Below are 12,460 nucleotides of genomic sequence, written 5' to 3'. Positions count from 1 at the left end.
CCAGGCCGCTCGCCCGACCCAGTCGGCCAAAGTGGATCGGTCGAGCCGGATGCCCTGCCGGGCGTATATCTGGGCCTGCCGGTAAAGCGGCAGGTGATCGGCATACTTGGATACCAGCACCTGGGCGATCAGTGCCTCGGTGGGAGTACCGCCCTCGATGATCCGCGCTGGCGCCGGAGCCTGCACGATCGCGCTCTCGCACGAACGGCAGCCATAACGCGGCCGCCGGGTGACCAGGACGCGGAAGGTGGTCGGCACCACATCGAGGCGCTCGGCCACATCCTCGCCGATCTTCCGAATGTGCCGATGGCAGGATCACACCCTCGGCCTCAAGCTGTTTACGCAAATCCCGCCGCCAGGCGTATAGCTGCGAGGGATCCAGCCCATGCCGGCGCGCCACAGGACTGACGCCCTTGCGGCCCGAATAGCACTCCGCGACAATCGAGGCCTCCACCTCGGGCGGCCACTCCCGCCGCTTGCCCGCGCCGATGAACACCTCAAGGCGGCGCGCCAAGCTGGCCGCCGGACGCCCACCCAGCGCCAGCCTAAGGTGATGTACGATAGAATCCAGGCGGGCCGTACGCCGGGCAAATGTTGCAGTCACATCTGGAGGAAAGCGTTCAACGAAGATCCGCGTGGTGCAGCGGGATGTGGCGCAGCGAAAACGCCGGGCGACAAGAGTAATCCGAACCGGTCGGCCATGAGAGAGTAGATCGGCGAGTGTACAGTGATATCGACTGTGGACACGCGCAGATGGGCGGCAGCAGTTCGGGTAAATCGAAACTCGAAATCGGGATCGCCGGGTGATCCGTATCTGATCGGCGGCATACTCGACCTTGTCGATCACCAATCCTGTTGGCGCAATGGCTTCGCGAAAACCTCTCCCATGCATGGCGATCTCCTCCTTCGGGGAAAAACTCGCCACTATCAACGCACTTGCACCAAAAGTGAGTCAGAGCCCCATTCTGGCGCTAATCCACATCCTAACGCGAAGGGCTCGGGCGCTTTAGCGTACGAAAGCCTCTGATGGGGGAACCCGCGTGGGCTCTGGGATTGAGCTATGGGATTTGTTTTGGCCTGGTCGGAAGGGCACCGTACATAGTTGCAAGACGACCCGGGCGACAGCGCGAGGCGCGAACTCGACCGTTATGATCGACGCTCAAAGCCTCCATTTGTCGTCCTTTGGCGGATGTGCGGCAACTCTCTGAGGCGATCGGCGCAAGGCGGCCCGTTGGCCAGCGCCGGGCGCGCGCGGTCGTTCTTGGGAATGGGGGCAATTGCCGCACTGGCCGAACTCGAACGCGTGGTCTCGACCTTATTGGCCTCGTCAACAGGACTGGGCCGCAATAGCTAGCAAGTTGCCAGCTCGAATTCGACGCTCATAAAATGATTACTCGGTCGGCGATTTTTCTGCCGGCGAGCTTGAAAAGCTGCGACTGCGATCGCGAGCGAATTTGCAACCAAAAATCGGCTTCCGATATCGTCCAGCCCTTGCCAAATTTTGTGATGGTTTCTATGATGGTTTCAGCGGTATCTCGTTGTTGATTGCATCGGATTTCCGCCGCTTTGATGCCCAGTTCAGTTCCTCTTCTGGGCACCATTCCCGGTCAAAACTGGGCACCACCCCGCCGGGGTGGCGGTCACCCCGAACGAGGGCATGCTCGAGCGCGAGTTTCGAACCGCAGATCGTGATCTGATCGTTGCCGAGACCGACCTTGCCCACGATGAGACGGACATAGGCTTTCCGAAGAACGAGGTCATCGGCCTCGAGCTTTTCGCGGAGCATGTTCCCGAAGCGGTCGATGATTTCGGGCGTAATGCGGCGCTTGCCTTTCGCAATCTGCCGCTCGAGGCTCTCGATCGTATCGTTCAGCGAGGCCACTTTGGTGCGATGCTCAGCGAAACGCTTGGCGACGGTCGGGTCACGAGGCGACATGAGATCAGTCTCGACGAGTTCGAACAACTTTCCGATGGCGGTTTCGGCACGGGTGCGTTCGGCGCGAGCCTGTTGGAGATCGTGTGCACGACGCTCATTGGCTTCGTCCAAAGCCTCGACCACATGGGCCAGCAACTCGCGGAGACGGGGAGGTTCGAGAATGCGCTCTTTCAGCGCTTCGAGCAAGACATCGTCGAGCTGCTCTTCACGAATGGCCTTGCAGGAGCAACGGCTCGCGGACCCATTGATCTTGGCGCTACAGGCATAATAGCTGTATTGGCCGCCCTTGCCGGTGCGGATCGTCAGCCCGCGACCGCAGGCGGGATTGTCGCAAACGGCAAGACCCGTGAGCAGGGTAGGGCCGTTGGTGATACGCGGCGGCGTCTTTGCCGGCGCTGCCTTTGCGCGGATCGCGGCTACGGTCTCGGCTTCTTCGGGCTCGACGATCTGAGGGCATTCGACCCAAATCCAGTCCTCGGGCCCAGGGACGCGACCGTTATCGGCGGCCGTCTTGTCCGGGTAGGCACCGCGGTAGTGCGGCTGCGTCAGGATGCCGTCCAGCGCGCTATGGAAGAAGGGCTTGCCGCGCATCGTGTAGCCGTTGGCGGCTAGCCATTCAGCGATGGCGCGCGTTCCCATTGGCTGGCCGCTGAGGCCATGAGGCGCCAAGGCATAGATACGGCGAACGACAGCGGCCTCATGCTCGACGATCGCGAGTTTCTTGCGTTCCTTATTGCCTTCCACAGCAGCGGTTTCGGTCTTGTAGCCGAACGGAACGGTGCCACCGTTCCAATAGCCGGAGCGCGCATTGGTTCGACGATCGCGCCGCGTGAACAGGGATGCGCCATTCGCATATTTTTCGTTCATGATTGCAACCATGGAACGCATCATTTGGCCGTTCGGGCCGGGCCCAAAATCCTCGGTGATCGAAATGAGGCGGACGCCGGCATTCTGCAGACGGTGCTCCGCGACAAACTGTGTGAGCAGGTGCCGGGCAAAGCGATTGAGATTATACACGATGACAACCTGAACCGGGTGCTCGGACCCGGTGGCGAGATCGATCATCTTGTCGAACTGCTTGCGGGCAAGTTTGCGGCCTGAGACCCCGGGGTTCTTCAAAAATTTCGAGAAGCTCGATCTCTTCCTTCTCGGCATAGGCTTCGATCGCTGCCTTCTGGCTGGCGATGCTGGCGTTATTGCCGTCCTCTTCGTCGACGCTCACGCGCACGTAACCAAATGCTTTGGGTGCAACCTTCGACTTCACCATTTCAATTTCCTTCGATTCAATGTTTTTCACTATTTCTGCCGCTTCATTCGAAGAGCAGGCGCAGGCGGTCAGCGAGATGACATTTGACGAGCCGGGCCTCTCCCGGGAACAGCGACAGCATGTCCGGCAGGTAGCAGGCCACAGGACGCGCGACCGTCGCCCGGGACCCTCGACGGGGCCCGGCTCGGTTTTGCTTCTGTGTCTTTGGAGCATCGTCGGACATGGCGATACTGATGCATCAGCCCCCGAACCCGATTCGGCGTTGGCGGCGCGAGGCGATCCACCGTATGCAAAAAGCGGCGGAAACCCGCTGTACCGCTCCTGATTGGTGCCCGCCAGACTGGTTTACCGGCTATCCGTTAGAGGACATACCCAAGGCGCCAGCCGATCGGACCCCAGGCCTGCTCCGCGATAATGCTACTTTCACCGGTCGGGTTGCGGACAAAATCCTTGGCGAAAACCTTCCCGATACGGGTGTAGGCGTGCGAATAGGCCTCCTTCGGATCGCGGCGTTCGCCGGTTCCGATACGCGACTGCTGGTGCGTGTGAATCTCTTCGAAGGTGAACGGTTCGCCGCGGTGAACTTCCGCGGCCTCGCGCGTCCCGGCGATCATGGATTTGCCGGCACAGTTGGTGACCGCCAGCAGGCCCTTGGGGAGATGTCCCGGATCGCGTGTAACCGTGCAGCGGAGCAGGAAGAAGAGGCGGTTTGCGAGATGCACATTGTGACGCTTGATCGCCGGGAGCGCGAGCCCCACTGTGGGAACGAAAGAGGTAGACACGCCGAACGGGAGAAATCGGCTGACCTGCAGCGATCCCGAAACAAGGAGGTCCATCGTGGCAATGCCGAGGGGAATAGCGAGCATCGCCAGCGCCGTTCTGGTTTTTTCCGGCGATCTCAGGATAGTGCTCACAAGGACCTCCTTGTCGCGAATTGATCGTCAGCATCTGGTGCAGGTCGCGGCGTGCAGAACCCGCTGCCGTCCGAGGCTCGCTCCTCAGGTCAGCTATCCGCCGCGGGCTTGCCCGGCAAGTCCGGAAGGCCCGTCTTTCCGGAAACGCCGATATCCGGAGCGGAAAGATGTGCTTTTCCGCTCCGGACGAAAGTTCCGGCTTCCGATATCCCTTTTGTCTTGGGCCGCTGCCGCCTGGCCCAAGACGGGCGATGTCTAGAAGCGAGCCCCGAGCGTGACGCCATAGGTCCTCGCCGCGTTGACATAGGCGATGTTGCTGCCCCAGAATTCGCTGGGGTCGTCAACAACAAGCGCCACGCGCTTGTTTGTCAGATTTCTGATCCACAGCGATCCGTACACGCCCTCGCCGGGGCTGGTGTAGGAGAGGCGGGCATCGACGGTCGCGAAATCGCCGAGCCGGACGATATTTTCCTTCGACGTGTAATAATGGCCGCGATATTTCAGGTTCACCTCGGGCGCGAAGGTTCCGAGGCTTGTCTCGAGATCGTAGCGCATCGACGCGTTGAGGTTGAAATTCTCCGCGAGCGGCAATTTGTTCCCGATGAGCGCGGGATCGGTGGATCGCCGGATCGAGGTGTCGGTAAAGCCCGTGCCGAGGTTCAGCCGGAGATTGTCGACCGGCACGGCCTCGATCTCCAGCTCGGCCCCGAGCATCCGTGCTTTCGGTAGGTTGCTGAGAAGCTGGAGCCCGCTGTTGGGGACGAGCTGGTTCGTCTGATAGTCGCGGAAGTCGTAAAGATAAGCGCTGGCGTTCACGCGCAGCCGGCCGGGGATGAGGCTGCTTTTCACGCCCATTTCATAGTCGGTGACCGTTTCAGGGCGCACCGAGAGAATGCTCCCGTCGGCGTTGAGCACTTCGCCCCGGACGTTGGCGGTCGGCTTGAACGACCCGCCCTTGAAGCCGCGCGAGACGAGCGCATAGACCATGGTGCCCGGGCTGACCTGATAATCGAGCGCGATCTTCCAGCTCAGATTTCTCCAGCTTTCCTTTCCGCCGAGCGATGGCTGCGCTGCCTGAAGCAGCGTGCCCAGATTCTGCGTTTCCACCGCGCGCTTGAAATCGGCGACCTGGAAAGACGTGCGCGGCACGCTCGTCGGAAAATCCCAGCGCGACCGGAAGATATAGAAGATGTCCTTGTTCTCCCAGGTATAGCGCGCCGCCGCCGTGAGCATGAGTTCAGGGGTGATCTCATAGGTCGTATGCGCAAAGACGGCGTAGGATTCGGTGCCCTGCCGCTGGCCGCGGGTATAGAGCACCGTGTTCGCATTGGGATAAAGCGTCTGGCCGAGCCATTCGGTCGCATCCCAGCTCAGCCGCGCCTTGATCTTCTCGTCCATATAGAAGCCGCCCACGATCCACTTGAACGGACCGGTTGCATTCGAGGCAAGGCGAAGCTCCTGCGTCCATTGGCGCACATTGGTTATGTAGTATGCGTTGAGGATCGGCACGGGCGATGTGTCGCCGTCGGTCATATAGGCCTGCTTGGCTTTCAGATAACCCGTTGCCGACGTGAGCGTGACGGGGCCGAGGTCGATGTCGGTCGTGAAGGAAATCGGGAGATGCTTCAGATTTCCGTCGGGGTTTCCGTCGATTTCGGTCACGCGATACTTTGTCGAGGCTCCGAGATTCTGAAACCCGTAATCGGCTTGCAGCTCCGCCACGCTGCGCCCGTCGACCAAGGGTCCGAACCCCGGCTTCGACGCGAGGCCCGGCGTGCTCTTCCACGACAGAACAGGGGAGTTCCTGTTGAAATATTGCGCGCGCAGGACAGCGTGCACACGGTCGCTCGGTTCCCACTCCACGATGCCGCGAATGCCATAATAGTCATTGCCGATCCTCTTGCGGGTGACGGAATTATAGACATCGCCGTCGGACCTCTGGCCGGTATAGGCGATGCGGATGCCGAGCGTGTCGCTGAGCGGACCGCTGATGGCGCCGTTGACGATATTCTGGTTGAACCGCCCCAGTGTCACGTCGGCATAGCCGCTCCACGATTTGGTGGGCATCGCCGAAATGAACCGAATGGCACCGCCGGTCGCATTTCGGCCGAAAAGCGTGCCTTGCGGGCCTCGCAGGACCTCGGCCCGTTCGATGTCCCAGGTGAGTGCCGATTGGGCGAGCGCGGCATTCAACGGCACATCGTCGAGATAGACCATGTTCGAGGTCGTCGCGTTCGGGTTGAAATCGGACTGCGCGATACCGCGGACCGACAGACGCGGCACGCCCTGCGCCTCATCGATTTGTACGTTCGGAATCTTCGCTGCGAGGTCGTTGATCGTCTGCATCGTCGCCATCGCCTCGGTGCCGAGGACGGTCATCGAGATCGGTACCTTCTGGGCGCTTTCTTCGCGACGCTGCGCCGTCACGAGGATTTCGCTCAGGCCGGCACTCTCGTCGGTCGCGGTTTCTGCGTCCGGTGCGCGGGTTTCCTGTGCGTCGGCCCGCGCGGCGGTCGTGAGCGCGATGGCGCAAGCGCTCGTTAGAAGAGTCGATTTCAGCCAGTTATCCATAACCATCCCCTTTCGTTCGGTCCCTCGGCGGTGCCGGCAGAAAGAAGGACAAGGCTCGGAGCGACTTTGGTAACGCGAAGTTGCTTTCAAGCGATCCGGTGCGGGCCGGATCGGGGAGGAGGCAGAGCTGCTAGACGCGGATACGGCAGGGAAGACCGCGCATCAGCCACGACCCCATGACCGGATCGAGATCCGCGTCCGCGTTGCTCGTGCACATGTTGATACTGGTCTCGGCGACGCCGAACGGGTCGGCGGGCATAGGGCCGCGCTCGGGATACCACCAGCGGTCGGCATGAACGACATCCGGAGCGAAGCGCTCTTCGATCCGCACCATCTGTCGCACCGACCCGATGGGGGTCTCGATCGTCACCCACTGTTCCGCCTCGATTCCGAGCTTGCTCGCGAGATCGGGATGGAGGGTGACGAAGGGGTGCGGATTCTTGCGCCGGAAGGCGAGTGTCTGCTGCGAGCTCTGATGAAACCCCTCGAGCTGCCGTCCGCCGGTGGTCAGGATCAACGGGTAGTCGGGTGCATGATCAAAGACGCTGGACCAGCGGAAATGCGGCAGCGGGTCTTGCCCCCATTCTTCCATCATGGTGCTTCGCAGTTCGACCTTGCCCGACAGCGTGCCGTAGGCCCGTCGCGAGGGGGGCGGGGGGGCGCTATTGTCCGGGTGGCGCGCAGCCGCTCCCGTCAGGGGGCCGAAATGCTCGGCAACCGCGTCGAATGTCAGCCCCGCGGGTTCGAGCATCCGGTCGTAAAAGGCTTCGGCGCTTTCGGGCCACCAGTCTTCCTGCCCGCATCGCCGGCCGAGATCGCGAAATAGATAATAGTCGCTGCGATGCTCGTGCTCGGGCGGGATGGTGGCGGCGTTTGCCTCGACATAGTCGCCGGACCATCCCATGAACCCTCCGCCGACCGAGAAATACGGTTTCTCCAGCCAGTGCGCGGCGGGCAGCAGATAATCGGCGAGGCAACTGGTGGCGTTCAGGAACAGATCGTGGACCACCAGCAATTCCAGATTGTCGCTGAGCAATGCCGTGCGCGCTTCGCCGCTATTGGCGCTGCCGCCAACCGGATTATGCGTCTGGATGACAAGCGCTTTCACCGGATAGGGGCGGCCGGACAGGATCGCCTGCCACAAGGTCGGTTCGTGCGCGCTTGAAATCCATTCCGGAATACCGCGCTTGCCGTACCAGGCCTCGGCCATCGCCTCGTCCAGCCGGTCATAGCCCCCGATGCTTCCGAAACGATCCGCGCCCAGCGCCTTTGCGCGCTGTTCCCTCGATATCGTCTCAGGCGCCATCCAGTCGGCGTTCGCGAGAATGTCGCGCGGCGGTCCCTTGAGCATATGGCCGCCCGGCCGGTTCAAATTTCCGGTGATCGCGATGAGGCACGCCATGATGCGTCCTTGCTGCACCGCCGTCACGCCTGACTGGCAAAGACCGTTGCCGCAGCCGAATACCGTCGGCCCATCGCCCGACATCATGTGGGCAGCGGTGCGAATGTCGGCTTCCGGAACGCCGGTGATGGCGGACACGCGATCGAGGGGATATTCGGCGGCCCGCGCCTGCAAAGCCTCGAAGCCGATCGTCTCGCGGGCAACGAAATCGGCATCGTAGCGACCGGACGCGATGATCTCGCGCAGCAATCCCATACCGAGCGCGGCGTCGGTGCCCGGCCGCGACTGCAGCCAGAGGTCGGCGCGCGCCGCCTCGTCGGTGCGCGCGGGATCGATGACGACCAGCCGGGTTCCTTCGGCGAAGGCCTTTTCCATGACGCGCCACGCGGGCCGCGCCGACTGCGTCGGCCGGCGACCCCAAAGGACCAGTGTTTCGGTCACGCCGGGCACGGGCGAGGACGCATGGGTCGGCCCGAAGCCATAGGTCAGATATTCGCCCATGGCCGTCGGCCCGACGCAGATCTTGTCCTGCGCGACCATATTGGGGCTGCCGAGAAGGTTCATGAACCGCTTGCCGATGCCGGCGTCCGAACCGCGCGTGGTGCCGCAGGAATGCGCGATGCTCTCCGGGCCGTGGTCGGCGGCAAGCTGCATGAGCTTTGCGGCGATTTCGTCGAGCGCCTGATCCCACGAAATCGGCTTCCACTCGCCGCTGCCCCGCGCGCCGATCCGTTTCAGCGGACGATGAATGCGATCGGGCGAATAATGCAGTTGAGGAGCCTGCGCGCCCTTCGGGCAGATAAAGCCGCCCGTCCTCGGGTGATCGCGATCTCCCTGAAGCCGCACCACCTCGCCCTCCTTCAGATAGGCGATATGGCCGCACTGCTGCGAGCAGGTGAAGCATATGGTGCGCTTCTGGATCGTTCCGGACACCGGGCAGCCTTTTCTTCAGTGAGTCCTCTATTCTGGCGACAATCGAAGTGCCTCGACTGGTAACGCGCGGCCCTCATTTTTTGAGCCGGTTCCGGAGGCGGGTGTTCGCGCGTGCCGGCGGCAGGTGCTCCGCCTGCCCGATGCTGCGGGCGTGCGGGAAAACCGGAAGCGATTCTCTCGCCTCTTCGTCTGGTCCTGGCCGCTTTGGCAAGCCCCCCTGATTTTCGATGCGGAATTTTGTCATCCGGAACAGCACCCTATCCGAAAAACGGCTCACGACATTTTTTTGTTGACTGATCAGTCAGTCAGCGAAATACTCGCACGGTAAGCAGGGCCGGGAGCGGAACAATCCGACGGCGGCCTGTCGCGGCTTCGGGAGAGGATTCTTGAAAATGGCAAATGCGTGCCAAGGTGCAAAACCGCAAAATCAGCGAGGGAGAGATACTTTCCACCGGCCCGGCGCTCCGCGACGGCCTCCGGAAGATTAGTCATCCGATGATCTGAAGGCGCGCCACCCGTTTCGGCCGCCCGGACAATCGCTGCACCCGTCCCGTTCGGAATCTTTTCCGTTTCGTCCTTTCGGGCTTCGGCCTTGTTCCCCGATTTTTGGGGAGGGGAGACTATTGCATGATCGACGATCACGCGCTGGCATATTGGTTCCGTACCGAAGTCCTGCCGCTCGAGGGCGCGCTGACCCGCTTTTTGAGGCGGAACTGGCGCGCATCGCAGGACGTCGGCGACCTTCGGCAGGATGTCTATGAACTCACCATTTCGGGCGCCCGTCGAGAGCTTCCGCACAACGCACGCGCCTATCTGTTTACGGTTGCGCGCAATCATCTGATCAATCGCAGCAAGCGGGCCAGGATGGTCGCTTTCGATCTGATGGCCGAACCGGAGGTCGTCATCGCCGATGTCGATTTTCATGCCGCCGAGCGGCATCTGACCGCGCGGGATTCGCTCCGGCGCATACAGGATGGCATGAACCGCCTCTCGCCGCGCATCCGTGAAATTGTCGAGCTTCGCAAGATGGACGGCCTGAGCGCCCGCGAAACCGCCAGCCGCCTCGGCATCGGCCTCGATGCGGTGAACAAGCAGACCGGCATGGGCGTGCGCGCGCTTGCGAATTTCGTGCAGGGAGGTCGCGGACTGGTCGTTCGCCAGCGTCGCCGCATTCCCGAGCGAATGTCCGTCTCGGCCGGCGCGAACCGATGACGCACGAGACACCGGCATTCGACCGAATTTGTCATTCCCATTTTCGCCGGACCGGTTGTCTCCAACATGAAGCGCGGCCTCCGCGCCGGGGCCTCGCGCCGGACGACCGTCCGCCCCTTCCAGCAACGAGCTGCACGAGTTGAACGTAATGGCCTCGATCTCATCACGACCCTGTTACCGGTTCATCGTGCTGGCGCTGCTTCTGCTCGTTTACGCATCCAACTATATCGACCGGATCCTCGTCGCCGTGCTGGCGGAAGACATCAAGGCGGACCTGCAGCTTTCCGACGCCCAGCTCGGTGTCCTCGGCGGTCTCGCCTTTGCGATCCTCTATACCACCCTTTCCATCCCGTTCGCGATGCTCGCCGATCGGCTGAGCCGAACCTGGGTGATTACCGTCTGCCTCTCCGTATGGAGCATCTTTACCGCGCTTTGCGGCATCGCGACCAGCTTCTGGCAGATTCTCTCGTTCCGGATGGGAGTCGGGATCGGCGAAGCCGGAGGCGTCGCGCCCTCCTATTCGGTCGTGTCGGCCTATTTCCCGCCCGACCAGCGCGCCCGGGCGCTTGCTGTCTACAGCCTCGGTGGTCCGATCGGGGCATCTTCGGGCTATTTCCTGGGCGGCTTCGTCGCCGAGGTCGCCGACTGGCGCACCGCGTTCATTGCCGTCGGGCTTCTGGGCCTGTTGCTCGCTCCGATATTCCGTATCGTCGTACGCGAGCCCGCACCCCAGCCGGAAGTCAAAGAAGTCAAAGAGGTCCCGGTTCCGGTCAACCGCGTATTCTCCATCCTGGCGCGTCAGCCGAGCTTCTGGCTGCTGTCCTGGGGCGCCGCTATCGCCAGCATTCCCGGCTATGCCGTCCTGTTCTGGCTGCCGAGCGTCATGCAGCGCAGCTACGCGCTGCCGATGGAAGCGGCGAGCCAGATCGTCGGCATGCTCGTGCTCGTCGCCGGTGTTTCGGGTCTGTTGGCTGGCGGATGGCTTTCCGAAAAATCGGGCAAGCAGGACATGGCGGCTTATGCGCGGCGACCCGGTCTCGCGCTTGTCGCTGCGGCGCCTCTCTTCCTCGCCGGGCTGTATGCCGATCAGCTGTGGCTGACCCTCCCGTTGGTGATGGTGGGGCTTGCCATGTTCTACGCATGGATCGGGCCGAGCCTTGCGATCGTCCAGAATATGGTGCCCGCCAATATGCGATCTACCGCTCCGGCCTGCATGCTTCTCATCATCAATCTCGTCGGTCTCGGGGCAGGTCCGTGGATCGTCGGTCTGATCTCCGACGCCTTCTCGGCGCTTTCGGGTCCCGATGCGCTGCGGCAAAGCCTGCTGGCGAGTTTTCCTCTTTTCGCGGTCGGAGGCCTGATGCTGATGGCGGCGGCGCGGCGCCTCGATCTGCGGGCCGCAGCGGCATGATGTCGAAATCGTTTCGGTCTCGGCATTTTGCGGACCGGCGAAGCGCGGACCAATGCGCCATGGCAATTCGCCCGGATGGCATTATGCCTGAGCTTCCTTCCGCGACGATCCAATCGATGAAAGGCTATCGAGCGATAATATGGCGAACCTAACGCAAAGCGCGCCGCGTGAAACGGCCGGCCGCAGGAAGAGCCGGAGCGAGATCGCGGCCGAACGGCGCAGCGAGATCATCGATGCGTTCATCGATTGTGTCCGGCGCCTTGGAATTCACGGCAGTACGGTCGAGCAGGTCGCCAAGGCCGCGGGCGTCAGCCGGACACTGATATTTCACTATTTCGGCGACATGGACTCGCTCTTGCAGGCGGCGCTGGAACGGATCGTGTCCAGTTCGGTCTATGGCCTCACCCTCCACGGGGAAGGGCTGGGCGCGCAGGAGCGCCGCAAGCGGCTGGTCGACTTCATCGTCAGCGGCGAACATTTCCAGACGCCGAGCGACGTGGTGCTGATGGCCGAACTTGTTTCGCTGGGCGTGCGCGACGCGGGCGTCGGCGACCTTGCCTGCCGCGGATATGGCGAGTCCATAGCGACGAAAGAAGCCGAACTGGCGGCCTGTTATCCGGAGGCCGATATCCCGGCGCGCCGGGCGGTCGCCTATGCGTTGATGTGCCTCTCGGAGATGCACTGGCATTTTACGGCGATCGGCCTGGGCGGCGAGGCGCGGAACCGGGATGTCCGGCTCGCCTGCAACGCGCTCCTCGGCATATTGGAGAAACCTCCGGTGAGCGGCGCCTGAAAGGGGAACGGCGAGCGGCTC

The 12,460-nt window shown here is 62.3% G+C and carries 8 protein-coding genes and 2 pseudogenes; 3 read left to right on the top strand and 7 right to left on the bottom strand.

Going from position 1 to position 12,460, the window contains the following annotated elements:
- The 7 genes and pseudogenes from RIA72_RS10575 to RIA72_RS10540 form a co-directional block, all read right to left on the bottom strand.
- Positions 1–294 (bottom strand): annotated as a pseudogene (locus tag RIA72_RS10575) (IS66 family transposase); the annotation flags it as partial.
- 40 nt (positions 295–334) lie between these two features.
- Positions 335–892 (bottom strand): annotated as a pseudogene (locus RIA72_RS17475) (transposase); the annotation flags it as partial.
- Between the two features lie 621 nt (positions 893–1,513).
- Positions 1,514–3,001 (bottom strand): recombinase family protein, encoded by a 1,488-nt coding sequence (locus RIA72_RS10560; RefSeq protein ID WP_350032142.1) that lies wholly within the window; start codon positions 2,999–3,001, stop codon positions 1,514–1,516.
- The gene (locus tag RIA72_RS10555; RefSeq protein WP_350032141.1) at positions 2,946–3,233 is read right to left on the bottom strand and encodes a recombinase family protein; all 288 of its coding nucleotides are present in this window, start codon (positions 3,231–3,233) and stop codon (positions 2,946–2,948) included. The genes RIA72_RS10560 and RIA72_RS10555 overlap by 56 nt, the downstream gene beginning before the upstream one ends.
- Positions 3,234–3,562: 329 nt before the next feature.
- Complete coding sequence (locus tag RIA72_RS10550; RefSeq protein ID WP_350032140.1) at positions 3,563–4,117, bottom strand: hypothetical protein; 555 nt, start codon at positions 4,115–4,117, stop codon at positions 3,563–3,565.
- A 255-nt stretch (positions 4,118–4,372) separates the two neighbouring features.
- Positions 4,373–6,688 (bottom strand): TonB-dependent receptor, encoded by a 2,316-nt coding sequence (locus RIA72_RS10545; RefSeq protein ID WP_350032139.1) that lies wholly within the window; start codon positions 6,686–6,688, stop codon positions 4,373–4,375.
- A gap of 130 nt (positions 6,689–6,818) precedes the next feature.
- Entirely contained in the window at positions 6,819–9,023 is a 2,205-nt protein-coding gene (locus RIA72_RS10540) for a molybdopterin-containing oxidoreductase family protein (RefSeq protein WP_350032138.1), read from the bottom strand.
- Positions 9,024–9,650: 627 nt separating this feature from the next.
- Here RIA72_RS10540 and RIA72_RS10535 point away from each other — a divergent pair.
- The 3 genes from RIA72_RS10535 to RIA72_RS10525 all read left to right on the top strand — a co-directional run bounded on the left by RIA72_RS10535 (position 9,651) and on the right by RIA72_RS10525 (position 12,439).
- Entirely contained in the window at positions 9,651–10,235 is a 585-nt protein-coding gene (locus tag RIA72_RS10535; RefSeq protein ID WP_350032137.1) for an RNA polymerase sigma factor, read from the top strand.
- A gap of 148 nt (positions 10,236–10,383) precedes the next feature.
- Positions 10,384–11,646 carry a spinster family MFS transporter gene (locus tag RIA72_RS10530; RefSeq protein WP_350032136.1) on the top strand — a complete coding sequence of 421 codons (1,263 nt, stop codon included), beginning with the start codon at positions 10,384–10,386 and terminating at the stop codon, positions 11,644–11,646.
- A gap of 139 nt (positions 11,647–11,785) precedes the next feature.
- Positions 11,786–12,439, top strand: coding sequence for a TetR/AcrR family transcriptional regulator (locus tag RIA72_RS10525; protein WP_350032135.1), 654 nt, complete (start codon positions 11,786–11,788; stop codon positions 12,437–12,439).
- Positions 12,440–12,460 lie beyond the last annotated feature (21 nt).

Source organism: Sphingopyxis sp., assembly GCF_040216815.1.
In the GTDB taxonomy this organism is placed as follows: domain Bacteria; phylum Pseudomonadota; class Alphaproteobacteria; order Sphingomonadales; family Sphingomonadaceae; genus Sphingopyxis.
This window is presented reverse-complemented; position numbering and strand designations above follow the sequence as displayed.